The organism is Kineococcus mangrovi (genome assembly GCF_041320705.1).
GTDB lineage: Bacteria > Actinomycetota > Actinomycetes > Actinomycetales > Kineococcaceae > Kineococcus > Kineococcus mangrovi.
In genome coordinates, this window is sequence record NZ_JBGGTQ010000001.1 from 172,614 (window position 1) to 194,500 (window position 21,887).

Sequence of the window (21,887 nt, forward strand, 5' to 3'; positions counted from 1 at the left end):
TCACCAGCACAAGCCGACCTCAGGAGCATTTCGTGGCAGGTGCCGCCGGGCAGGAGTACGACGTCGTCATCCTCGGGGGAGGCAGTGGGGGCTACGCCGCCGCCCTGCGCGCCGCCGAGCTCGGGCTCTCCGTGGCCCTCGTGGAGAAGGACCTGCTGGGAGGGACCTGCCTGCACCGCGGCTGCATCCCCACCAAGGCCCTCCTGCACGCGGCCGAGGTCGCGGACACCGCTCGCGAGTCCGAGACGTTCGGCGTGCGCGCCAGCCTCGACTCCATCGACATGGCGGGCGTCAACAAGTACAAGGACGGGATCGTCTCCCGCCTCCACAAGGGCCTCCAGGGTCTGGTGAAGTCCCGCAAGGTCGAGCTCGTGGCCGGCACCGGCGAGCTGGTCGCCAAGAACACCGTCGAGGTCGACGGCACCCGTTACGTCGGCAAGCACGTCGTCCTGGCCTCCGGGTCGTACTCCCGCAGCCTGCCGGGCCTCGAGATCGGCGGCCGGGTCATGACGAGCGAGCAGGCGCTCGCCCTCGACACCGTGCCCGAGCGCGTCGTGGTCCTCGGCGGCGGCGTCATCGGCGTGGAGTTCGCCAGCGTGTGGCGCTCCTTCGGCGCCGAAGTCACCATCGTCGAGGCCCTGCCCCACCTCGTGCCCCTGGAGGACGAGGCCGCGAGCAAGGCGCTCGAACGGGCCTTCCGCAAGCGCGGCATCGCGTTCTCGCTGGGCGTCCGCTTCGCCGGTGTCGAGCAGTCCGACAGCGGTGTCGTCGTGAAGCTCGAGGACGGCAAGACCTTCGAGGCCGACCTCATGCTCGTCGCCGTCGGCCGCGGCCCGAACACCGCCGGCCTCGGCTACGAGGAGCAGGGCATCACGATGGACCGCGGGTTCGTCCTCACCGACGAACGGCTGCGGACCAACGTCGAGGGCGTCTACGCCGTCGGCGACATCGTCCCCGGCCTGCAGCTGGCGCACCGCGGCTTCGCCCAGGGCATCTTCGTCGCCGAGGACATCGCCGGGCTCGACCCGCAGCCGATCGACGAGCTGGGCATCCCCAAGGTCACCTACTGCGAACCGGAGGTGGCCTCGGTCGGCCTCACCGAGGCCAAGGCGCGGGAGAAGTACGGCGACGTCGACGTCCTGGAGTACAACCTCGGCGGCAACGGCAAGAGCCAGATCCTCGGCACCACGGGTTTCGTGAAGCTGGTGCGCCAGAAGGACGGTCCGGTCGTCGGCGTCCACATGGTGGGGTCGCGCATGAGCGAGCAGGTCGGCGAGGCCCAGCTCATCGTCAACTGGGAGGCCTACCCGCAGGACGTGGCGAACCTCGTCCACACGCACCCGACGCAGAACGAGGCCGTCGGCGAGGCCTTCCTCGCGCTGGCCGGCAAGCCCCTGCACTCGCACGCGTAGCCGACCGACCCCCTGAACCCGCGGCGTCCCCCAGGCGCCGGAGACCGTCCGTGAGGAGAACCGAACAGATGTCGAACTCGGTGCAGATGCCCGCTCTCGGTGAGAGCGTGACCGAGGGCACCGTCACGCGGTGGCTGAAGCAGGTCGGCGACACCGTCGCCGTGGACGAACCGCTGCTGGAGGTGTCCACCGACAAGGTCGACACCGAGATCCCCTCCCCCGTCGCCGGCACGCTGCTGGAGATCCTCGTCCCCGAGGACGAGACCGCCGAGGTGGGTGCCGACCTCGCCCGCATCGGTGAGGAGTCCGAGCAGGGCGGCGGTTCCGACGACGCGGCCCCGGCCCCCCAGCAGGAGGAGGAGCCGACCCCGCCCTCGACGCAGGACGCGCAGTCCGCGCCGGAGTCGGCGCAGGAGCCCGACCCCGAGCAGCCGCCCGCCGCGGCGACCGCACCGAGCTCGGGCGGGTCCGGGTCCGGTCAGGCCGTGCAGATGCCGGCGCTGGGCGAGTCCGTCACCGAGGGCACCGTCACGCGCTGGCTCAAGGCCGTCGGCGACAGCGTCGAGGTCGACGAGCCGCTGCTGGAGGTGTCCACCGACAAGGTCGACACCGAGATCCCCTCCCCCGTCGCCGGCACGCTGCTGGAGATCCTCGTGGGCGAGGACGAGACCGCCGACGTGGGTGCCGACCTGGCCCGCGTCGGTGACGCCTCGGCGCAGAGCGCGCCCGCCCCCCAGGACAGCCCCGCCCAGGACGCTCCCGCGCAGGACACCTCGGCCCAGGAGGGGACGCTGGCCGACGAGGTCCAGGAGCGCGCCTCCGCCGAGCAGCAGGCCGAGTCCTCCACCCAGCCGTCGTCCGGGTCCTCCGCCGAGCCCGCCGCAGCGCCGTCCCAGCCCTCGCAGCCCGCGCAGCAGTCCCCGTCGACCCCCGCCCCGCAGGCCTCGGCCGCGGCGGAGTCGACCGGCGGCAGCACCTACGTCACGCCGCTCGTGCGCAAGCTCGCCAAGGACCTCGGGGTCGACCTGTCCTCCCTGAAGGGGACCGGTGTCGGTGGCCGCATCCGCAAGCAGGACGTGCAGGAGGCCGCCGACCAGGCGGCCGAGGCCGCCAAGGCCTCGCAGCAGCAGGCCCCGGCACCCGCGCAGGAGCCGGCCGCGTCGTCCGGGTCCACCGCGAAGGCCCCGGCCGCGGAGGTCTCGCCCAAGCGCGGGACCACCGAGAAGATGTCGCGCCTGCGCAAGGTCATCGCCCAGCGCATGAAGGAGTCGCTGCAGAACTCCGCGCAGCTGACGACCGTCATCGAGGTCGACGTCACGAAGGTGGCGCGGCTGCGGGCACGGGCGAAGGACGGCTTCGCCGCGACCGAGGGCGCGAAGCTCACGTTCCTGCCGTTCTTCGTCAAGGCCGCGGTCGAGGCGCTCAAGCAGCACCCCTCGCTCAACGCCAGCATCGACGGCGAGAACATCGTCTACCACGGCAGCGAGAACATCTCGATGGCCGTGGACACCCCCAAGGGCCTCATCACCCCCGTCATCAAGGACGCGGGCGACCTGAACCTCGGTGGGCTGGCGCGCAAGATCTCGGACCTGGCCGCCCGCACGCGGGCCAGCAAGATCACCCCGGACGACCTGTCCGGCGGCACGTTCACCATCACCAACACCGGCAGCATCGGGGCCCTGTTCGACACCCCGATCCTCAACGCCCCGCAGGTCGCCATCCTCGGCACCGGCGCGATCGTCAAGCGTCCCGTCGTCCTCACCGACGCCGACGGCCAGGACACGATCGCGGTGCGCTCGATGATGTACCTCGCCCTGTCCTACGACCACCAGATCGTCGACGGGGCCGACGCGGCGCGCTTCCTGCAGACCGTCAAGAAGCGCATCGAGGCCGGCGAGTTCGAGGGTGAGCTCGGGCTCTGACCCGCTCGTCCTGACCCGCCCACCGACAGCCCCGTCCCCGCAGCAGGGGCGGGGCTGTCCCCGTTCCCGTCCCCACCACCTTGGAGTGTTCACGTGCGCATCGTCGTCAGCGGGGCCAGCGGTCTCATCGGTCAACACCTGGTGGCGCACCTGCGGGGGGCGGGCCACGAGGTCCTGACCCTCGTGCGCCGGCCGGCGCGCGAACCGCAGGAGGTGACGTGGGACCCGTCCCGCGGGGAGCTCGACCCCCGCGCGCTGGGCCGCGTCGACGGGGCCGTGAACCTCTCGGGGGCCGGTGTCGGGGACGAGCGCTGGACCGACGACTACAAGCGGACGATCCTGTCCTCGCGCCTGGACTCGACCTCCACGCTGGTCGGCGCCCTGCTCCGGCTCGACGAGGCGCCGCAGGTGCTCGTCAACGCCTCGGCGATCGGTGCGTACGGCGACGGCGGCTCGGCTGTGCTCACCGAGGACTCCCCGCGCGGGGAGGACTTCCTCGCCGACGTCGTGGCGCAGTGGGAGGGCGCCACGGAACCGGCCTCGGCGGCGGGGGTCCGGGTCGCGCTGGCCCGGACCGGGTTGCTCGCCAACCCCGTCGGCGGCGCCTTCGGCCAGCTCCTGACGCTCTTCCGGCTGGGGCTCGGCGGTCCGCTCGGCAACGGCCGGCAGTGGTGGAGCCCCATCACGATGCCGGACGAGCTCGCGGCGTTCGAGTTCCTCCTCACCCAGCCGGTCTCGGGCCCGGCCAACCTCACCTGCCCCGAACCGGCGACGAACACGGCCCTGACGACGGCGCTCGGGGCGGCGCTGCACCGCCCCTCGCTCGTGCCCGCCCCGGCGTTCGCGCTCAGGCTCGCCCTCGGCGAGTTCGCCGGGCAGGTCCTGGCCAGCCAGCGGGTCGTGCCGTCGGTCCTGCTGGAGCACGGTTTCACGTTCCGCCACCCCGACGTCACCGCCGTCACCGGCTGGCTCGCCCGGGCCTGACCCGGCGGCGGGTCACCCGACGGCGCTGACCCGCCACTCCCCCTCGACGCGCTCGAGGGTCAGGCGGGACGTGCGCGGGTCCCCGGCCGGGACGGTCGTGCGCGCTCCCGTGGAGGAGACGACGACGTGCTCGGCGGTCGTGACGTCGGCCTCCAGGACCCACCGGTCCGGGGTCCGCGCCGTCTCGCGGACCTGCCGGACGTCGAAGGCCAGCGCCTCGAAGGTCGTGCCGCTCGCGGTCAGGTCGGTGAGGACGGCCTCGTCGGCCGCCCGCGCCGCGGACCCGGGGACGTCGACGGCCTCCAGCGCCCCGGCCTCCCCCGAGGACAGGGCGACAGCGCGCCGGTCGGCGAGCGCCGTCACCACCGCGAGGGGATCGTCCCCCCGCAGCACCTCGTCCTCGCCCAGCCCCTCGCGCCCCACCGGCGCCCCCGGCTCGGACGGTGCCGCGGGGTCGGTGACCAGTGCCGGGGCCTGCGCCGAGCCGGCCGGTGGCGCGGCGGTGCCGGCCGGTGCGGCGGTGGTGGCCGGCGTCCGGGTCGTGGGGTCGTGCAGCGCCAGGACCAGGGCGGCGCCGGCGACCACGGGCAGCGCGCCGGCGACCAGCAGCGACCGCCGGCTCCGGACCCCGCGGACCCGGGTGGCGCCCCGTCCGGGCGCCGCACGGCGCCGCGCAGGTGCCGGGCCCCCACCCGGTGCCGCCGGGGAGCCCGGACCGGCCTGCCGCCGGCGACCGGTGCCGCCGTCCTCGGGGTCCTGCGCCGCACCGGCGACGTCCCCGGCCAACCGGTGGGTGACGCCCGGCGGCGGCGGCGGGGGGCCCTGCGGTGCGCGCGCCGCCGTCCCGGGGACGCCGAGACCGCGCACGGGTCGCGGCCGCGCGGCCGCGGTGACGACGGTGGCGAGCTCACCCGGAGTCGGTCGACGGGACGGCTTGCGGTGCAACCCCTCCCGCAGGGCCGACAGGACGGCGGCACCACCGGCCGGCAGCCCCGCCACGGCGCGCCGGTGCGCCTGCCGCGCCCCCAGGGCCCCGGCGGCCGGGGGCACCTCACCGGTCAGGGCCCACCACGCCAGCGCGGCCAGGCCGTAGACGTCGGAGGCCGCACCGACCCCCTCACCGGCCAGGGCTGCCGGATCGGCGAAACCGGGCGTGCCCAGGACGCTGCCGTGCCGGCGGCCCAGCGCGCGGGACACGCCGAGGTCGGCCAGCAGCGGTTCCCCGCGCGCGTCGAGCAGCACGTTGCCGGGGGCCACGTCACCGTGGACGACCCCGGCGGCGTGCAGGTCCTCCAGGGCCGGTCCGAGGACGTGCAGCAGCCCGCTGACCTCCCCCGCCGACAACCGCCGCCGCTGGGCCAGGACACCCGCGAGCGAGCCGCCCGCCGCGAGGTCCAGCACGAGCACCGGCCGCCCCTGCCCGTCGGTCGAGATGTCGTGCACCGCGACGACCCGCGGGTGCCGAACGCGGCGCAGGAGGGACAGCTCGGCGAGCAGGCCGGCCTCACCACCGCCCCCGTCCCCCGCCTCCCCCGCCGGCGTGGAGACCACCTTCAGCGCACGTTCGACCCCGTCGGTCCCGGTCCCGGCCCACACGACGCTGGACCCGCCGGCCCCCAGGAGCCGGCCGACGGCGTACCCGTCGACCACGGGCGGTCGGCGGCGCGGGTCGTCGCCGAGCGCGGACAACGCCTCCCGGCGCCACTGCCGCCCCGGCCCGGACGCGGGCGTGCGCGGCCCGAGGGGCCCGGTGAGGGGTTCGGAGAGGGTCACCCGGACAGGGTGGCGCACGCGCGGGGACTGCCGCGCTGGTTGTCCACAGGGTCGATACGCTCTGGTTCGTGACCGCTGGCACCTCCCTCGAGACCACCCACCCGCCCACCCCCGTGCGCACGTCCGCGGAGGTGGTCGTCGTGGGCGCGGGCCTGGCCGGCCTCGTCTGCGCGCGGCACCTGCACGCGGCCGGCGTCGACGTCCTGGTCGTGGAGGCGGCCGAGACGGTCGGGGGCCGCGTGCGGTCGGAGACGATCGGGAGCTTCCGCGTCGACCGCGGCTTCCAGCTGCTCAACCCGGCGTACCCGGAGGTCGGCAAGGTCCTCGACCTCGACGCCCTGGACCTGCAGCCGTTCGACGCGGGCGTGGCCGTGCACCGCGGCGGCCGGGTCGCCACCCTGCGCGACCCGCGCCGGCACCCCACGGCCGTCCTGCAGGCGCTGCGCTTCCCGCTCGGGTCGGCCCGGGAGAAGGCGGCCGTCGCCCGCTGGCTGCTGGCGGTGACCTCCGCGGGTGACCTCAAGGACCCGGACTCGGGCTGGTCGGACGGGCTGGACGCCGCCGAGGTCCACGGGGAGCTGCGCTGGGCGGTGCTCGAGCCGTTCCTGGCCGGGGTGCTCGGCGAGGTCGACGGGACCACCTCGCGCCGGTTCGTCGACCTGCTCGTGCGCACCTTCCTGCGCGGGACGCCGGGGCTGCCGGCGGCCGGCATGCAGGCCGTGCCCGACCAGCTCGCCGCCGGGCTGCCCGCGGGGTCGGTCGCCACGGGGGTCACGGTGCGGCACATCGGGTTGGCCCCCCGCTCCCTCGTCGTCGAGACGGCGGGCGGCGGCATCAACTGCGACGCCATCGTCGTGGCGACGGACGCCCACAGCGCCGGTCACCTCGTGCCCGCGCTGGACGTGCCGGGCAGCCGCGCGCTGTCGACGTTCTGGTTCGGTGCCCCGTCCTCGCCGGCGCCGCAGTCGCGGGCCAAGCTGCTGCACCTCGACGGCGACCGCCGCGGGCCGGTCGTCAACACCGCGGTCGTCTCCGCCGTCGCCCCGGGCTACCTGCAGCCGGGGTCGGAGCACCGCGCGCTCGTCAGCGCCCAGGTCCTGGGCGCCGACACCGGCTCCGACATGGAGCAGCGCGTGCGCGAGCAGCTGGCCCGCGTGTACGGCGCGCACACCGCCGAGTGGACGCGGGTCGCCGCGCACTCCATCCCGCACGCCCTGCCCGTCGTGGCGCCGCCGTTCGAGGGGTCGCGACCGGTCGACGTCGGTGACGGCGTGTTCGTGGCCGGCGACCACCGCGAGAACGCCTCGCTGCAGGGGGCGCTGGTCTCCGGACGGCGCGCGGCCGACGCCGTGCTGACGAAGACGTTCGCGCGCAGCAGGTCCGCCCGTGCCGGCTGAACGCCCGACGATCGTCGCCACGTCCGGCGGCTGGACCCGGCGGGAGCTCGGCGGGGTCGACTGGGCGGGCACGGCGCACCTGGCCGTGCAGCTGGCCCGGGTCCCGGCCGGGCGGGCGCCGCGGCTGACCTACCTCGGCACGGCCGGGGGCGACCAGCGCACGTGGGCCGCGGAGGTCCACGCGGCGGGCAGCCGGGCGGGGTTCCGGACCACCGTCCTGGACCTGTTCCCCCTGCCCAGCGTCGCCGACCCCGCGGCGCAGCTCCTCGCCTCCGACGTCGTCTGGGTCGGCGGTGGCTCGGTCGTGAACCTGCTGGCCGTGTGGCGGGTGCACGGCCTCGACGAGGCGTTCCGGGCGGCCTGGGAGGCCGGTGTCGTGCTCGGCGGCGTCAGCGCCGGCTCGATCTGCTGGTTCCGGGGCGGGACGACGGACTCCTTCGGGCCGGACCTGCGACCGGTGACGGACGGGCTGGGCCTGCTGCCGTACGGCAACGGCGTCCACCACGACTCCGAGGCCGCCCGCCGGCCGTTCGTCCACCACCTCGTCGGCCGCGGCGTGCTCGGGGAGACGCACTGCACCGACGACGGCGTCGGCCTCGTCTACGCGGGCACCGACCTCGTCGAGGCCGTCACCGAGGTGGCCGGCAAGGGTGCGTACGTCGTGCGCCGCGACGGGGACGGGGTCACCGAGACCCGGCTCGAGCCGCGCCTGCTCCCCCGCTAGGTCCCCCGTCCGGCACGGACCGCGCAGGTCCCCCGGGGGCGGCACGCGAGCAGGAGGCCCTCCCGGGGACGCACCGCACCCGTCGGGTCCACGGGCTCGCCCGGGGGTCGTGCGCGCGACGTAGGCTGCCGGGGTGACGCAGGCTCCCGCGCACCCGCACCGCCCGAGCGGTCCCGCAGGTCCCGCGCCCGGCGGCGGGGAGCTGCACGTCGAGCGGTACGGGCTCGGGCAGCGCCGGGTGCCGTACGCCGAGGCGTGGGAGGCCCAGCGCCGGCTGCACGCCGCGGTCGTCGCCGGTGAGGCGCCGGACACGGTGCTGCTCCTGGAGCACGAACCCGTCTACACGGCCGGGCGGCGCACGAACTCCTGGGAGCGTCCCGACGACGGGACCCCGGTCGTCGACGTCGACCGCGGGGGGCGGATCACCTGGCACGGACCGGGTCAGCTCGTGGGGTACCCCGTCGTCCGGCTGCGCGGTCCCCTCGACGTCGTCGGCTACGTCCGCCGGCTCGAGGAGCTGCTCATCGCGGTCGCGGCCCGGTTCGGGGTGCAGGGGTACCGGGTGCAGGACCGCACGGGCGTGTGGGCGGCCGACACCCCGCTCGCGCCGGGCTGGCGGGCCGAGAACAAGCTGGCCGCGATCGGCGTCCGCGTCGCCCGGGGCGTGACCACGCACGGGTTCGCGCTGAACTGCGACACCGACCTGCTGGGCTTCTCCCGCATCGTGCCGTGCGGGTTGCCCGACGCGGGCGCGACGTCGCTGAGCGCCCGCGCGGGGCGCCGGGTGGACGTCCTCGCGGCCGCCGACGTCGTCACCGAGCTGCTGCCGGCGGCCGACCTGCCCGGCTGACCGGCCCCCCGGGGGCAGGAGCTCCGGCGCGGACGCGTGGGCGGGGTCGCCCCCGGCGCGCGGCGACGAGCTCCAGGTGGTCCAGGTCGGACAGGTCCATGACCTGCAGGTACAGCCGCTCCACGCCGGCCTGCGCGTACCGGCCGATGGTCTCGACGACCTCGGGGACCGTCCCGGCGATGCCGTTCTCCCGCACCTCCGCCGGTTCCCGGCCGATGGCCCGCGCGCGCCGGGTGAACTCGGCCTCGTCGCGCCCGCAGACGAGCAGCAGCGCCGCCGAGAACGTCATCGTGCCCGGGTCCCGGCCGATCGCCGAGCACGCGGCCCGGACCCTCTCGAACCGCTGCGCGGTCTCGTCCGCCGAGGAGAAGGGGACGTTGAACTCGTGCGCGTACCGCGCCGCGATCGCCGCCCCCCGACGCTTCGCCGACCCGCCGACGACCACCGGCACCGGGTCCTGCGCGGGTTTGGGCAGCGCCGGGGAGTCGCTGAGCGCGTAGTGCCGCCCCTGGTGCGAGAACGTCTCGCCGGGCGGTGTGCCCCACAGGCCGGTGATCACGGCGAGCTGCTCCTCGAACCGGTCGAACCGCTCGGCCAGCGACGGGAAGGGGATGCCGTAGGCGCGGTGCTCCTCCTCGTACCAGCCCGAGCCCAGACCGAGTTCGACGCGGCCGCCGGACATCTCGTCGACCTGGGCGACCTGGATCGCGAGCACCCCGGGGGGACGGAAGGTGGCGGAGGAGACGAGCGTGCCCAGGCGGATGGTGCTCGTGTCGCGGGCCAGCCCGGCCAGCGTCGTCCAGGCGTCGGTCGGGCCGGGCAGCCCGTCGCCGCCCATCGTCAGGTAGTGGTCGGACCGGAAGAAGGCGGAGAAACCCGTCTCCTCGGCGGTGACGGCGACCCGGCGCAGGGTCTCGTAGGAAGCCCCCTGCTGGGGCTCGGTGAAGATGCGGAGGTCCACACCGCCATCCTGTCCCCCCGGGCCGGTCCGGCCTCTGGCAGGGTCGGGGCATGACCACGGCGCCCAGCTCCCCCGCCCCGCACCGCGTCTCGGGCGGGAACCCGCAGTCGCTGCTGCCGAGCACCCACCGCCGCCTCGACCACCTGCTCGCCGCCGAGCAGGTCGCGTCCCGGTTGCCCTCGGTCGCGGCCGGGCTCGTGCGCGACGGGGCGCTCGTGTGGAGCGGTGGGGCGGGGACGACGGGGCTGGACGGCGGGGCGGGCGGGGCGGGCCGGCCGGGCCCGGACACGCAGTACCGCATCGGGTCGATCACCAAGACGTTCGTGGCGGCCGCCGTCCTGCGCGCGGTCGAGGACGAGCTGGTCGGCCTCGAGGACCCCGTGCGGGCGCACCTGCCCGAGCTGGCCGACGGGGTGGGGCGCGTCACGGTCGGTCAGCTGCTGGGCCAGGCCGGCGGGGTGCAGGCCGAGACGGACGGGCCGTGGTGGGAGCGCACGAGCGGCGGGGACTGGGACGCCCTGGTGCCGCTGCTCGGCGAGAGCGCCGTGCGGCACCGCCCCGGGACGCGCTTCCACTACTCCAACGTCGGCTTCGGCGTGCTCGGCGAGCTGGTGGGCCGCGTGCGGCGGTCGACGTGGCGCGACGTCCTGCGCGCCCAGTTCCTCGAACCGCTGGGCATGGACCGCACGACGATGCGCCCCGTCTCCCCCGCCGCCCGCGGCCTGGCGGTGCACCCGTGGGCCGACGTCGTGCTGCCCGAGCCGGAGCACGACGCGGGCGCGATGGCCCCGGCGGGTCAGGTCTGGTCGACGGTCCTGGACCTGGCGCGCTGGGCCGGGGTCATCGGCGGGCGCTCGCAGGTGCTGCGCCGCAGCACGGTGGAGGAGATGTGGCGACCGCAGAGCGTCGACGACGCGCGGGCCGCGGGGTGGGCGGCCGGTTACGGCCTGGGTCTGCAGCTGTGGAACGTCGCCGGCCGCCGCTACGCGGGGCACTCGGGGTCCATGCCCGGGTTCGTCGCGATGCTGCGGGTCGACGTCGAGACGGGCGACGCCGTCGTGGCCCTGACGAACTCCACGACCGGGTTCGGCGACCTGGCCGGGCGGCTGCTGCAGACCCTCGCCGAGGCCGAACCGCACGCCCCGCAGGCGTGGGTGCCGCGCGACGTGCCCGCCGACGTCCTCGCGCTCGTGGGGCCCTGGTACTGGGGTCCGGCGCCGCTGACGCTGCGCGCCGCGCGGGTCGGTGCCCAGGACGGCCTGGAGCTGGCCGGCCTCGGCGGGCGCGGGCGCGGCTCCCGGTTCGTCCGCGCCGAGGGCGTGCCGGGCGCCTGGCGGGGGCTGGACGAGTACTACGCCGGGGAGCTCCTGCGCCCGGTCCCGGCGGCCGACGGGTCGGTCTCGCACCTGGACCTGGCGAGCTTCCGGCTGACCCGCACCCCCTACGACCCGACTGCCGACGTGCCCGGCGGGGTCGACGCGGCCGGCTGGACGGCGACCCCGTGACGTGCCCCCGCGGGGAGGTGGCGACCGCCCCGTCCCCCCCGCCCGCGGACCGCGACGTAGGCTGGCCCGGTGACGATCGCACCGGAAGGACGCCGGATGCTGCGCCTCGAGGCGCGCAACGCCGAGACGCCGATCGAGCGGAAGCCGTCGTGGATCCGCACGACGGCCCGCACCGGTCCGGAGTACAAGGACCTCAAGGGGCTGGTGAGGTCCGGTGGCCTGCACACGGTGTGCGAGGAGGCCGGCTGCCCCAACATCTACGAGTGCTGGGAGGACCGGGAGGCCACCTTCCTCATCGGTGGCTCCGAGTGCACCCGGCGCTGCGACTTCTGCCAGATCGACACGGGCAAGCCGTCCCCGCTGGACCGCGACGAGCCCCGCCGGGTCGCCGAGAGCATCCGCACGATGGGCCTGCGCTACGCCACGATCACCGGCGTCGCCCGCGACGACCTGGCCGACGGCGGGGCGTGGCTGTACGCCGAGACGATCCGGCAGACCCACGCGCTGAACTCCGACGGGGAGTTCCACACGGGGGTGGAGATCCTCGTCCCGGACTTCAACGCCCGCCCCGAGCTCCTGCAGCAGGTCTTCGACGCGGCGCCGGAGGTGTTCGCGCACAACGTCGAGACCGTCCCGCGCATCTTCAAGAGCATCCGCCCGGCGTTCCGCTACCAGCGCTCCCTCGACGTCATCACCGCCGGCCGCGAGGCGGGTCTGGTGACGAAGTCGAACCTCATCCTCGGCATGGGCGAGACCGACGAGGAGGTCCTGGCCGCGCTGCAGGACCTGCACGACGCCGGCTGCGACATCATCACGATCACCCAGTACCTGCGCCCGACGCCGCGGCACCACCCGGTCGAGCGCTGGGTGAAGCCGGAGGCGTTCGTGGAGTTCTCCCGCGCGGCCGAGGAGATGGGGTTCAGCGGGGTCATGGCCGGTCCGCTCGTGCGGTCCTCCTACCGCGCGGGACGGCTGTGGGCCGGGGCGATGCGCAAGCGCGGGGTTGCGATCCCCGAGCAGCTCGCACACCTGGACCGGGAGATCCCCGCCGCCCAGGAGGCCTCCAGCCTGCTCGCCCGGGGCTGACGGGAGGCCGGCCCGGGGTCCGTCGCGGGCACGTATCCTTGCCGCCATGGCACGACGAGGATCCAGCGACGGCGGTGCGGCCGCACCCGGGCCGAAGAAGAAGCGGTGGGCGCGGACCCGTCAGCTGAAGCAGGTCTACGACATGACCGTCCGGGTCGACCCGCCGACCCGGTGGTGGTTGCTGCTGGCCTTCGCGGGGCCGATCGTGCTCGGCCTGCTCGTCGGGCTGCTGGCCGGGCACCCGATCTACTTCACGATCCTCGGTCTGCTGCTGGGCGTGCTGGCCGCCACGTTCGTGCTCGGCCGCCGCGCCGAGCGCGCGGCGTACGTGAACCTCGAGGGCCAGAAGGGCGCGGCCGGGGCGGCGCTGTCGTCCATCCGCCGCGGCTGGACGATCGAGCAGGAGCCGGTGGCCGCCGAGGCCCGCACGCAGGACATGGTCTTCCGGGCCCTGGGCCGCGGTGGCGTCGTCCTCGTCGGCGACGGCCCGCCCTCGCGCGTGCGCAAGCTGCTCGAGGCCGAGCGCCGCAAGGTCGCCCGCGTCGTGCCGAACGTCCCCGTCCACCTCTTCACCGTCGGTGACGGCGGCGCGGAGGGCGAGGTCCCGCTGCGCAAGCTGGCCTCGCGCGTGCAGCGCCTCAAGCCCCAGCTGACCAAGCAGGAGGTCGCCGCCGTGCAGAAGCGCCTCAAGGCCCTCGGCGGCATCCGCCCGCCGGTCCCCCAGGGCATCGACCCCCTGCGCGCCCGGCCCGACCGCCGCGCGATGCGCGGGCGCTGACGGCGCACCGCAGGACGACGAGGGCCCGGTCCCGCCACCCGGCGGGCCGGGCCCTTCCTCGCGTCCCCGGGTCCCCCGGCGCCCCGCACCGGCTCGACTCGCCACGGGTTCGGGCACGAGGTCACCCCGCGCCGTCGACCGGGCCGCGCGGGCCGGGACGGGCGTCAGCGCCGGACGACGACCACGCCGGTCACCTTGTCGTGCAGGCCCCGCCGGTCGGCGTCGAACACGACGGCGGGGATCACGAGCGTCAGCAGCAGCGCCCGCAGCGCCCCCATCGCCGGGCCCACGGGCCGGCCGTCGAGGCGCCGCACCGCGATCCCGGTGACGGCGTGCCCGATGCTCATCCCGATCGTGGACACGAGCAGCAGGTGCATGACGAAGAAGACGAGCAGCGGCCCGAGGTCGCGACCGAGCCCGTCCAGGACGGTGCGGGCGACGAGGGTCGCGACGATCCAGTCCACGACGAGGCCGAGGACGCGCCGACCCCAGCCGGCGACCGAGCCAGAGCCGGTGGCGGGCAGCCCGAGCCGCACCCCCGGTGGCTGGACGGGCGGGTCCGCCGGGTCCGGGTCGGGACTCCTGCGCGTCGTCCGGTCGGCCACCACGCCAGCCTACGGGGCGCGTCGCAGGGCAGCCGGAGCCGGCTCCCCGGGGGCCCTGTCGTCGACTTCCGGACGTCGGTAAGGTTGCGGAAACGCCGACGTAACAGGTGCGAAACATCGCGCCTCTACGGTCGGCGCGTCCGCGGCGGCTCGACACCCGGGCCGGTTCCGTTCCTGGAGGTTGGATGTTCAGCAACGCCCAAGAGGTCATCGACTTCATCGCGCGCGAAGACGTGAAGTTCGTCGACATCCGGTTCTGCGACCTGCCCGGTGTCATGCAGCACTTCACCGTCCCCGCCGGCACGGTGGACGTCGAAGCGCTGTCCGAGGGCCAGATGTTCGACGGATCCTCGATCCGCGGCTTCCAGGCCATCCACGAATCGGACATGAAGCTCATCGCGGACCCGACGTCGGCCTTCCTCGACCCGTTCCGCAAGGAGAAGACGCTCGTCATCAACCACTCGATCGTGGACCCGTTCACGAACGAGGCGTACAGCCGCGACCCGCGCAACATCGCGGCCAAGGCCGAGGCGTACCTGAAGACGACCGGCATCGCCGACACCGTGTTCTTCGGTCCCGAGGCCGAGTTCTACATCTTCGACGACGTGCGGTTCGAGACGAACCAGCGCGAGTCCTATTACCACATCGACTCCATCGAGGCCGCGTGGAACACGGGCCGCAAGGAGGAGGGCGGGAACCTCGGGTACAAGACCCGCTACAAGGGCGGGTACTTCCCGGTCGCCCCGATCGACCACTTCTCCGACCTGCGCGACGAGATGGTCGTGGAGCTGGAGAAGGCCGGGCTGTCCGTCGAGCGGGCGCACCACGAGGTGGGTACCGCCGGCCAGGCCGAGATCAACTACAAGTTCGACACCCTGAAGAACGCCGGCGACCAGCTGCTGCTCTTCAAGTACATCATCAAGAACGTGGCGCTGCGCAACGGTCACACCGTGACCTTCATGCCCAAGCCGCTGTTCGGCGACAACGGTTCCGGCATGCACTGCCACCAGTCGCTGTGGAAGGACGGCGAGCCGCTCTTCTACGACGAGAAGGGCTACGGCGGCCTGTCCGACCTGGCCCGCTGGTACATCGGCGGCCTGCTGCACCACGCGCCGTCGCTGCTGGCGTTCACGAACCCGACGGTGAACTCCTTCCACCGCCTGGTCCCCGGGTTCGAGGCGCCGGTCAACCTGGTCTACTCGGCCCGCAACCGCTCGGCCTGCATCCGCATCCCGATCACCGGGAACTCCCCGAAGGCCAAGCGCATCGAGTTCCGCGTGCCGGACCCGTCGGCGAACCCGTACCTGGCGTTCGCGGCCCAGCTCATGGCCGGCCTGGACGGCATCAAGAACCGCATCGAGCCGGCCGACCCGGTCGACAAGGACCTCTACGAGCTCCCGCCCGAGGAGCACGCGAACATCAAGACGGTCCCGTACTCGCTGCCCGCCGTCCTGGACGCGCTCGAGGCCGACCACGAGTACCTCCTCGAGGGCGGCGTGTTCACGTCCGACCTCATCGAGACGTGGATCGACTACAAGCGCACCAACGAGGTCGACCCGATCCGGCTGCGCCCGCACCCGCACGAGTTCGAGCTCTACTACGACATCTGAGGTCCGCTAGGCCTCTGACCTGCGTAGACGCCCTGGGCCGTCGTCGCCAGTCCGCAACCAGTCCGCACGAGCGGACAACGCGGACGCGACGGCGGCCCTTGTCGTGTCATCGGAGTCCGGCCACAGGTGCGCGTAGGTGTCCAGCGTCGTCTTCGCTGAGGCGTGCCGGACCCGCCGCTGCACCACCTTCACGTCCAGGCCCTGCGAGATGAGCAGCGACGCGAAGTAGTGCCGCAGGTCGTGGAAGCGGAACTCCTCGGGCAGGCCGTCGACCCGGCCGCGCGCCCGGCGGACGAGACGGTCCAGCGTCCACGTCGGCAGCGGCTCCCCGCGGTCGTTCGTCAGCAGCGTCTGCCCCGGCCACCGCTCGACGTGCGGCGCCAGGAAGTCCTCGACGAGCTCGCGCGGGATCGGCACCGGCCACCTCGAGGACTCCGTCTTCAGCGGCAGCCCGCCGGCCTGCACCGCCGGCGTGACGACGCCGCGCAGGAAGTCGACATCCGAGACCCGCAGCCCCACCGCCTCCGCGGTGCGCAGCCCCACCATCCCCCCGAGCAGGACCGCGACGCGCTGACGCTCGGGGAACGCCTCGTACAGGGCCCAGACCTGCTCCGTGGTGGCGACGTAGGCCCGCTGCTCCCCCGCCTTCGGTGACGTCCGCCTCGAGCACGGCGACCGCGGCACGATCCCGTCGTGCACCGCGTCGGAGAAGACCTGCGCCAGCCGCCCGTGCAGCGCGTAGACGTAGCTGGCCGACAGCCCCTCGGCCTGCAGACGAGCCAGCCATGACCTGACGTGCGACGGCCGGACGTCCGCCAGGCGCATGGGTCCGAACTCGGCGACGATCCGGGCCAGGTGCACCTCGGCCTGACGGACGGTGCTGGCCCGGTTGCCGGCGTACCCGTTGCGCCACGTCGTGCACCACTCGGCCACGCTCACCCGTGCCGTCTTCGGGTCGACGTAGGTGCCGGTGACCACCGCGGCCGACACCTCATCGAGCCAGCGCTGCGCATCGACCTTCCGCTCGAAGTGCCGCGCGTGCTCCTTGCCTGCGACGTCCCGGTAGCGGGCACGCCAGACGCCGTCCGGCCGCCGCCTGACGCTGCTCATGCTCGCTCGCGGCGCCGCGCTCGGTTGTCCGCTGACTCCTGCTCAGCCCCGGGCCGCATGAGCTGGACCAGCGCCTCCCAGGTCTGCACCAGGTGTTCGAGGTGGTCCGTAGTTGTCGCGTCCGCCAGGCGGGGTCGAGCTTGTTCGTGGTCCAGGCAGCTCGCCAGCGCGTTCCGCCAGTTGTTCCCCTCGGGAACCGCTGCGCCACTGTCGGCCTGGTCGAGGACCCCCCGGTTCGCCTCGTACGCCTCGTCTACCGCTCGGCGTGCTTCGGCGATCGCGCCGGCTGCAGCGCGATTTGCCGACCGCGCTGCGAGCAGCCGTGTCTCGGGTCCCGCGAACAACTCCCCCACCGACACATCGAAGACCTCAGCAAGAGCAGCTACCTCCTCCGCGTCGATGCGGCGCCGAGGGGAACCGTTCTCGATCTTGTAGATCGCGGACTGGTTGATGGGGCACCCCACCGCGGTCATGTGCTGGGCCAGCGTTTCGTAGGACCACCCCCGCTGCTCTCGCTCCGCCTTCATCCAGGCGACGAGCCTGTCGTGCACACCAGCGGTTCGGGGTGCGTTCTGTCGCGGCATCTCAACTCCTTCCTAAGTAGAACAGTGACGCTAGTCGCGTTGGCTTGACGCAGCAAGCCACATCGGCCACTCTTCCAACCAGCACGTCGAGGACTTCACCGGAAGGAAGAGCCCATGCCGGCACCCGAACTCCCCCCGCCCACCCTTCACACTCTGCTGACCACTGCTGACGTCGCGCGCATCGCCCGGACCGGCGAGTCCACCGTTCGCTACTGGCGGCACCTCGGGACCGGCCCCCGCGGGTTCAAGGTGGGCCGCCGCGTGCTGTACCGCCCGGCCGACGTCGAGGCGTGGCTGCAGGCTCAAGAGGCCGCAGACGCGGGGGGTGCCGCCTGATGACCCACAACACGACGGCGGCGGCCCCCGCCACAGGGACCGCCGCCGAGAAGTCGAACCGCCACCAAGCCGCCGACGGGACCAGCATCGCACCGGGCACCGACTGCGTCGACCTGCTCGGCATCGTGTCCGGCGCCCTGGTCGTCGTCGTCAAGCTCGACGGCGACCACTACCGCCGCAGGACCTTCCTGACCCTCAAGGCCGCCGAACGCGCCGTCGAGCGCGCCCAGGCCCGCGGCCACCAGGCCGAGGTGGTCCTGTGCTCACTGCAGCCGGTCGAGGGAGGTTCCCTGTGAACCGCCGCGACCTGGACAAGCTCGCCCGCCGGCTCGACGTCGACGTGCACCTGCTCGAAGTCCACGAACCCTCCGGCGTCGTCCTCGTCCTGGACGACGGCACCGACCCTCACCGGGCCTACCGACTGCAGGTCGCTGCGGCGCAGCAGATCACGCTGCCCCGACACGTCGAGGCCGGATCGAAGAACCCGACGCGACAGGGAGGCGCGGCATGATCCCCGGCGACTGGATCAGGCCCACCTGCGGACGGCTGCCCCTGGGTCGGACCCCCGACGGTGACTGGATCGAAACCCTCGACATGGCCACTGCCACCCCGGCCGCTCAGGCGACCGTCGACCTGTACGCCTCCCTGGCCTACGAACTCGGGTTCCACGCCGGACGTCGCGCCCAGGTCGATGAGTTCTACGGCCCGATGGCACAGGCCGCGGCAGACACCATGCGGCGCACCGCATCCCAACCCAGCTACGCGGAACTGTGGGACCGGCGCGGACGTCCTGACGTCGCCGACCGCGTCCGCCGAGACCAGGCCCAGCGATACCGGGAGGCCAGCTGATGAACACCGAGGCCTACGACGGCCCCGTCCCCGACCCCTGGGGCAACCCCCCGGTCCACGACGCCGGCGGCCCCCTGATCCCGCTGAGCCAACCGCGCGCGACCAGGGAGTTCCCGGCGCACACGCTGCCGGACTGGGCCGCCCCCTTCGTTCAGTCCCTCACCGTCGCCACCCAGGTCCCGTCGGCCCTCGTCGGCGGCCTGGTCCTGGGCGCCCTGGCCGTCGTCGCCGGCGGCCGGGCCGAGCTGCAGATTCGCCCCGGCTGGCGCGAACCCCTCAACGTCTTCGTCGCCCCCGTCCTGCCCCCGGCCACCCGCAAGAGCCCCGTCTTCAAGGCCGTGCTCGCCCCGTTGTACGAGGTCGAGCGCGAGCTGGTCGCCCAGGCGCTGCCGGTCATCCTGGAGGCCCGCACCGCCAAGGAGGTCGCCGACGGGCAGGCCGAGGCCGCGCGCCGCAAGGCGTCCAAGGCCCACCCGGGCGACGCCGACGCCCTGGCCGACGCCCTGGCTGCTGCCGAGACGGCTGCCGGGCTCACCGTTCCGCCCGAGCCGCGGTACTTCGCCGACGACGCGACCCCCGAGGCCGTGGCCGCCCTGCTCGCCCGTCACGGCGGGCGGCTGAGCATCGCTTCGGCCGAGGGCGGGTTCTTCGAGCTGATCGGCGGCCGGTACTCCAACGGGGTCGCCAACCTCGACACCGTCCTGAAGGCCTACTCCGGTGACCCCATCCGCGTCGACCGCCGCGGCCGGGATCCCGAGTACGTCAACGACCCCGCACTCAACCTCGTCCTGACCGTCCAGCCCGACGTCCTGCGGGCCGTCGGGTCCAACCCCACCATGGGCGGCCGGGGCCTGCTGGCCCGGTTCTGGTTCCTCCTGCCCCCCTCCACCGTCGGACGCCGTCGCATCGCAGCCGACCCCGTCCCTGCCCAGGTGAGCACCGGCTACGCCGCCCAGCTGCGCCACCTCGCGCTGGACCTGGCCCGCTGGGAGTCCGACCGCTGCCTCCTGCAGCTGTCCGCTGACGCCGAGGCCGTCTTCCGGGCCGAGGAGGCTCGCGTCGAGCCGCAGCTGGCCCCCGGGGAAGCCCTGGCCACGTCCGCGAACCTGCAGGCCTGGGGCGGCAAGCTCATGGGCTCCACCGCCCGGCTCGTCGGTCTGCTGCACGTCGCCGAGCACGGCAGCGATCAGACCCTCGTGCAGGCCGAGACCGTCCAGCGGGCCATCGTCCTGGCGCGCTGGCTGACCGAGCACGCCCTGGAGGCCTATCGGGCGATGCGCGCCAACCCCGCCGACGCCAACGCCGAGCGCGTCCTGGTCAACCTCCGCCGGCGCCAGCTGCGGCAGTTCTCCGTGCGCGACCTGAAGGTGTCGGTGGCTGATGACCTGCGAGACGACGAGGTACTTCGTCCGGCCCTGGCCGTCCTGGTCGAGCACGGCCACATCTGGCGCCTGGAGGAGGACCAGCAGCGCACCGGCCGGCCCCGCTCCCCGCGGTACGCCGTCCATCCCGATGCGCTGTCCGACCCTGCCGAATCGCCCACAGAACACACCAAACCCCCGGCCGGGGCGCCTTCTGTGTGTTCTGTGGGCGATTCGCAGCCCTACGACAACGCCGCCGAGACGTGGGAGCCGGGGGAACCGCCCCCGCTGGAGGAGTGGCGCCCCGTCCTGGACCGAGACCGCAGGACGCCCACACAACCCACAGACCAGGGTGACGCCGCGTGAGCCGGGCCGTCCGCCTCAGCCAGCAGTACGCCGCGGCGTGGATCACCTACCCCGACGGCCGGCACCACCCCTGGCTCCTGGAGCTCGGGCCCAGCTTCGACGGCCTGCTCGTCGGCACGTCGTTCGAGGTCCCCGACGGCCCACCACCACCTACACCCCCGCGCCCTCCAGGAGACCGCCCGTGATCCCTGACCCCACCACCTGGACCCCCGACGACTGGGCCGTCTTCGACGACTGGGCCGGCGGCTGGTCCCGCTGCATCGGCCGCACCAGCGGCGGGCGCCGCTGCCTCACCCGCGTCGCCACCCCCGGCAGCTACTGCCACCGCCACGCCCACCAGGCCTACCAGTGACCGGAGACCCCGTGCTCGAGACCGATCCCCGTCCCGACCCCGCCGTCGTGCGCGAACTCGACGGCGACGAAGACCTCCACGAGCCCCACGACGACGTCCACGACGCACACCACCTCCCCGGGAGGACCGCGTGACCACCGACCTGCTCACCACCTGGCCTTGGCCGGCCACCCTCACCGTCACCGCCCTGCACGCCAGCGCCACCTGGCCCACCGACACCACCTACGGCACCCCCGATCACCACCACTGGCCCACCGACCACCCCCTGCTGCTCGTCCTGGACGTCGAGCACCGCGGCACCACCATCGACGTTCACCTCGGCCCCGGCCTCGACGACGGCCAGCCCGGCGGCCCCGTCCGTCTCGGCGGACACCGCCTGCCCACCATCGAGGCGGCCCTGCCCGCCGACCCCACCTGCGCCCCCGAGCGCGAACTGCTGCACCGCCTGCACGGGTTCATCGTCGGCGTCACCACCACCCCTGTCCGCGGCCGGCTGGCCCAGCTCACCGCCACGCTGCACGCCGGCGCCGCCGACCGCCTCGCCCACGAGCTGCAGCAGTGGGGACGGTGACCGGCAGGGGGAGGGCCATCGGATCTCTGCCGGGCAGGGCCGGCCACGACCCGCGCCGGGCGTTTGCACGCAAGCTCAACCCATCGAACCGATTCGGCGATCATGGTTTCGCCACCTGGAGGTGATCACGTGCCCGGACGACTGCCCCTGGAGCAGAAGCGGGCCCGGGGCCGGCGGCCCGGGACGGACTCGGGGGGCCGCCGGCTGCCCGCTCAGGGCGACCTGGTGGCCCTGCCGGGCGCTGAGGGCGTCCCTGCGGTGCCTCAGCAGCTCCTGGACGCCGGCAGGGCCCGCTGGAGGCAGGTGTGGGGCCACGCGTCGTGGCTGTCCCCGGCCGCGGACGTGCCGACGGTGACCCGGCTGTGCGAGCTGGAGGACCTGGTCGAGGCGCTGCGCTCCCAACTCGCCGGGGACGGGGCGATGGTCACCGGCTCAACCGGGCAGCTGCGGATGCACCCGGCGTGGGCGGAGATCCGCGCTGTGCTGGACCGGCTGCTGAAGCTGGAGTCGGCGTTGGGCCTGACGCCGGCGGCGCGCTCGGCGCTGGGGGTCGCGGAGGTGCAGCGTGCCCAGGAGGTTTCCCCGTTGGAGGCGATCTTGACCGAGCACCGGGCGCGTCAGGACGGCGGCGGAGCGCCCGGCGCGTAGAGTTCTGCGTGCCGAGTTCGTTCCGGCCGTCGCAGTGACCACTGCCGGTCGACCCCGCCGCCTCCGGGCCGCCGGGTCGTCCCGCCGCCGTCGTGACGCCCCG

Annotated in this window: 24 protein-coding genes; 19 read left to right on the forward strand and 5 right to left on the reverse strand. The window is 74.2% G+C overall.

The features are described 5' to 3' along the window. Positions 1 to 32 precede the first annotated feature (32 nt). The 3 genes from lpdA to AB2L28_RS00790 all read left to right on the forward strand — a co-directional run bounded on the left by lpdA (position 33) and on the right by AB2L28_RS00790 (position 4,318). Positions 33 to 1,412, forward strand: coding sequence for a dihydrolipoyl dehydrogenase (lpdA, locus tag AB2L28_RS00780; RefSeq protein ID WP_370716816.1), 1,380 nt, complete (start codon positions 33 to 35; stop codon positions 1,410 to 1,412). Between the two features lie 68 nt (positions 1,413 to 1,480). Then, entirely contained in the window at positions 1,481 to 3,334 is a 1,854-nt protein-coding gene (gene sucB / locus AB2L28_RS00785; protein WP_370716817.1) for a 2-oxoglutarate dehydrogenase, E2 component, dihydrolipoamide succinyltransferase, read from the forward strand. Between the two features lie 93 nt (positions 3,335 to 3,427). Beyond that, positions 3,428 to 4,318, forward strand: coding sequence for a TIGR01777 family oxidoreductase (locus AB2L28_RS00790; protein ID WP_370716818.1), 891 nt, complete (start codon positions 3,428 to 3,430; stop codon positions 4,316 to 4,318). Between the two features lie 12 nt (positions 4,319 to 4,330). On the opposite strand, the gene AB2L28_RS00795 is transcribed toward AB2L28_RS00790, so the two are convergent. Beyond that, on the reverse strand, positions 4,331 to 6,091 hold the full coding sequence (locus AB2L28_RS00795) for a protein kinase domain-containing protein (protein ID WP_370716819.1): 1,761 nt from the start codon (positions 6,089 to 6,091) through the stop codon (positions 4,331 to 4,333). A gap of 68 nt (positions 6,092 to 6,159) precedes the next feature. Here AB2L28_RS00795 and AB2L28_RS00800 point away from each other — a divergent pair, with 68 nt between their 5' ends. The 3 genes from AB2L28_RS00800 (at position 6,160) to lipB (ending at position 9,062) form a co-directional block, all read left to right on the forward strand. Then, positions 6,160 to 7,488 carry an NAD(P)/FAD-dependent oxidoreductase gene (locus tag AB2L28_RS00800; RefSeq protein ID WP_370716820.1) on the forward strand — a complete coding sequence of 443 codons (1,329 nt, stop codon included), beginning with the start codon at positions 6,160 to 6,162 and terminating at the stop codon, positions 7,486 to 7,488. Then, positions 7,478 to 8,212, forward strand: coding sequence for a Type 1 glutamine amidotransferase-like domain-containing protein (locus AB2L28_RS00805; protein ID WP_370716821.1), 735 nt, complete (start codon positions 7,478 to 7,480; stop codon positions 8,210 to 8,212). Before AB2L28_RS00800 ends, AB2L28_RS00805 begins: the two co-directional genes overlap by 11 nt. Before the next feature lie 202 nt (positions 8,213 to 8,414). Beyond that, entirely contained in the window at positions 8,415 to 9,062 is a 648-nt protein-coding gene (gene lipB / locus AB2L28_RS00810; protein ID WP_370717253.1) for a lipoyl(octanoyl) transferase LipB, read from the forward strand. Here lipB and AB2L28_RS00815 read toward each other — a convergent pair. Further along, entirely contained in the window at positions 9,025 to 10,023 is a 999-nt protein-coding gene (locus AB2L28_RS00815; RefSeq protein WP_370716822.1) for an LLM class F420-dependent oxidoreductase, read from the reverse strand. The genes lipB and AB2L28_RS00815 overlap by 38 nt on opposite strands. A 50-nt stretch (positions 10,024 to 10,073) precedes the next feature. Between AB2L28_RS00815 and AB2L28_RS00820 the strand changes: the two genes are divergently transcribed. From AB2L28_RS00820 to AB2L28_RS00830, 3 genes are all read left to right on the forward strand, one after another. Further along, entirely contained in the window at positions 10,074 to 11,528 is a 1,455-nt protein-coding gene (locus AB2L28_RS00820) for a serine hydrolase domain-containing protein (protein ID WP_370716823.1), read from the forward strand. Between the two features lie 69 nt (positions 11,529 to 11,597). Then, positions 11,598 to 12,614 (forward strand): lipoyl synthase, encoded by a 1,017-nt coding sequence (gene lipA, locus AB2L28_RS00825; RefSeq protein ID WP_370716824.1) that lies wholly within the window; start codon positions 11,598 to 11,600, stop codon positions 12,612 to 12,614. 46 nt (positions 12,615 to 12,660) lie between these two features. Continuing rightward, positions 12,661 to 13,392, forward strand: a complete 732-nt coding sequence (locus AB2L28_RS00830; protein ID WP_370716825.1) for a DUF4191 domain-containing protein — start codon at positions 12,661 to 12,663, stop codon at positions 13,390 to 13,392. Positions 13,393 to 13,556: 164 nt separating this feature from the next. On the opposite strand, the gene AB2L28_RS00835 is transcribed toward AB2L28_RS00830, so the two are convergent. After that, complete coding sequence (locus AB2L28_RS00835) at positions 13,557 to 13,997, reverse strand: RDD family protein (RefSeq protein WP_370716826.1); 441 nt, start codon at positions 13,995 to 13,997, stop codon at positions 13,557 to 13,559. A gap of 185 nt (positions 13,998 to 14,182) precedes the next feature. On the opposite strand from AB2L28_RS00835, the gene glnA reads away from it, so the two are divergent. Further along, entirely contained in the window at positions 14,183 to 15,607 is a 1,425-nt protein-coding gene (glnA, locus tag AB2L28_RS00840; RefSeq protein ID WP_370716827.1) for a type I glutamate--ammonia ligase, read from the forward strand. A gap of 6 nt (positions 15,608 to 15,613) precedes the next feature. Here glnA and AB2L28_RS00845 read toward each other — a convergent pair whose 3' ends face one another. Both AB2L28_RS00845 and AB2L28_RS00850 read right to left on the reverse strand, forming a co-directional pair. Beyond that, positions 15,614 to 16,717, reverse strand: a complete 1,104-nt coding sequence (locus AB2L28_RS00845) for a tyrosine-type recombinase/integrase (RefSeq protein ID WP_370716828.1) — start codon at positions 16,715 to 16,717, stop codon at positions 15,614 to 15,616. Further along, complete coding sequence (locus AB2L28_RS00850) at positions 16,714 to 17,301, reverse strand: helix-turn-helix domain-containing protein (RefSeq protein WP_370716829.1); 588 nt, start codon at positions 17,299 to 17,301, stop codon at positions 16,714 to 16,716. Before AB2L28_RS00850 ends, AB2L28_RS00845 begins: the two co-directional genes overlap by 4 nt. Before the next feature lie 114 nt (positions 17,302 to 17,415). Between AB2L28_RS00850 and AB2L28_RS00855 the strand changes: the two genes are divergently transcribed. The 9 genes from AB2L28_RS00855 (at position 17,416) to AB2L28_RS00895 (ending at position 21,784) form a co-directional block, all read left to right on the forward strand. Then, positions 17,416 to 17,637: a helix-turn-helix transcriptional regulator gene (locus tag AB2L28_RS00855; protein ID WP_370716830.1), complete on the forward strand. Its 222-nt coding sequence runs from the start codon at positions 17,416 to 17,418 to the stop codon at positions 17,635 to 17,637. Beyond that, complete coding sequence (locus AB2L28_RS00860) at positions 17,637 to 17,933, forward strand: hypothetical protein (RefSeq protein WP_370716831.1); 297 nt, start codon at positions 17,637 to 17,639, stop codon at positions 17,931 to 17,933. The genes AB2L28_RS00855 and AB2L28_RS00860 overlap by 1 nt, the downstream gene beginning before the upstream one ends. Beyond that, positions 17,930 to 18,148, forward strand: coding sequence for a hypothetical protein (locus AB2L28_RS00865; protein WP_370716832.1), 219 nt, complete (start codon positions 17,930 to 17,932; stop codon positions 18,146 to 18,148). Before AB2L28_RS00860 ends, AB2L28_RS00865 begins: the two co-directional genes overlap by 4 nt. Positions 18,149 to 18,231: 83 nt before the next feature. Beyond that, positions 18,232 to 18,486: a hypothetical protein gene (locus tag AB2L28_RS00870; protein WP_370716833.1), complete on the forward strand. Its 255-nt coding sequence runs from the start codon at positions 18,232 to 18,234 to the stop codon at positions 18,484 to 18,486. Continuing rightward, positions 18,486 to 20,213, forward strand: coding sequence for a YfjI family protein (locus AB2L28_RS00875; RefSeq protein WP_370716834.1), 1,728 nt, complete (start codon positions 18,486 to 18,488; stop codon positions 20,211 to 20,213). Before AB2L28_RS00870 ends, AB2L28_RS00875 begins: the two co-directional genes overlap by 1 nt. Further along, positions 20,210 to 20,398: a hypothetical protein gene (locus AB2L28_RS00880; RefSeq protein WP_370716835.1), complete on the forward strand. Its 189-nt coding sequence runs from the start codon at positions 20,210 to 20,212 to the stop codon at positions 20,396 to 20,398. Before AB2L28_RS00875 ends, AB2L28_RS00880 begins: the two co-directional genes overlap by 4 nt. Then, positions 20,395 to 20,565 (forward strand): hypothetical protein, encoded by a 171-nt coding sequence (locus tag AB2L28_RS00885; protein WP_370716836.1) that lies wholly within the window; start codon positions 20,395 to 20,397, stop codon positions 20,563 to 20,565. The genes AB2L28_RS00880 and AB2L28_RS00885 overlap by 4 nt, the downstream gene beginning before the upstream one ends. A 130-nt stretch (positions 20,566 to 20,695) precedes the next feature. Further along, complete coding sequence (locus AB2L28_RS00890; protein WP_370716837.1) at positions 20,696 to 21,136, forward strand: hypothetical protein; 441 nt, start codon at positions 20,696 to 20,698, stop codon at positions 21,134 to 21,136. Between the two features lie 129 nt (positions 21,137 to 21,265). Beyond that, positions 21,266 to 21,784 (forward strand): phage terminase small subunit P27 family, encoded by a 519-nt coding sequence (locus AB2L28_RS00895; RefSeq protein ID WP_370716838.1) that lies wholly within the window; start codon positions 21,266 to 21,268, stop codon positions 21,782 to 21,784. The last annotated feature ends 103 nt before the right edge of the window (positions 21,785 to 21,887 follow it).

What these genes read in the sequence shown, in the direction of transcription:
- sucB (WP_370716817.1), top strand. Translation starts at nt 1,481, where the DNA reads ATGTCGAACTCGGTGCAGATGCCCGCTCTCGGTGAGAGCGTGACCGAG.
- AB2L28_RS00820 (WP_370716823.1), top strand. Translation starts at nt 10,074, where the DNA reads ATGACCACGGCGCCCAGCTCCCCCGCCCCGCACCGCGTCTCGGGCGGG.
- AB2L28_RS00830 (WP_370716825.1), top strand. Translation starts at nt 12,661, where the DNA reads ATGGCACGACGAGGATCCAGCGACGGCGGTGCGGCCGCACCCGGGCCG.
- glnA (WP_370716827.1), top strand. Translation starts at nt 14,183, where the DNA reads ATGTTCAGCAACGCCCAAGAGGTCATCGACTTCATCGCGCGCGAAGAC.
- AB2L28_RS00845 (WP_370716828.1), bottom strand. Translation starts at nt 16,717, where the DNA reads ATGAGCAGCGTCAGGCGGCGGCCGGACGGCGTCTGGCGTGCCCGCTAC.
- AB2L28_RS00850 (WP_370716829.1), bottom strand. Translation starts at nt 17,301, where the DNA reads ATGCCGCGACAGAACGCACCCCGAACCGCTGGTGTGCACGACAGGCTC.
- AB2L28_RS00855 (WP_370716830.1), top strand. Translation starts at nt 17,416, where the DNA reads ATGCCGGCACCCGAACTCCCCCCGCCCACCCTTCACACTCTGCTGACC.
- AB2L28_RS00860 (WP_370716831.1), top strand. Translation starts at nt 17,637, where the DNA reads ATGACCCACAACACGACGGCGGCGGCCCCCGCCACAGGGACCGCCGCC.
- AB2L28_RS00870 (WP_370716833.1), top strand. Translation starts at nt 18,232, where the DNA reads ATGGCCACTGCCACCCCGGCCGCTCAGGCGACCGTCGACCTGTACGCC.
- AB2L28_RS00875 (WP_370716834.1), top strand. Translation starts at nt 18,486, where the DNA reads ATGAACACCGAGGCCTACGACGGCCCCGTCCCCGACCCCTGGGGCAAC.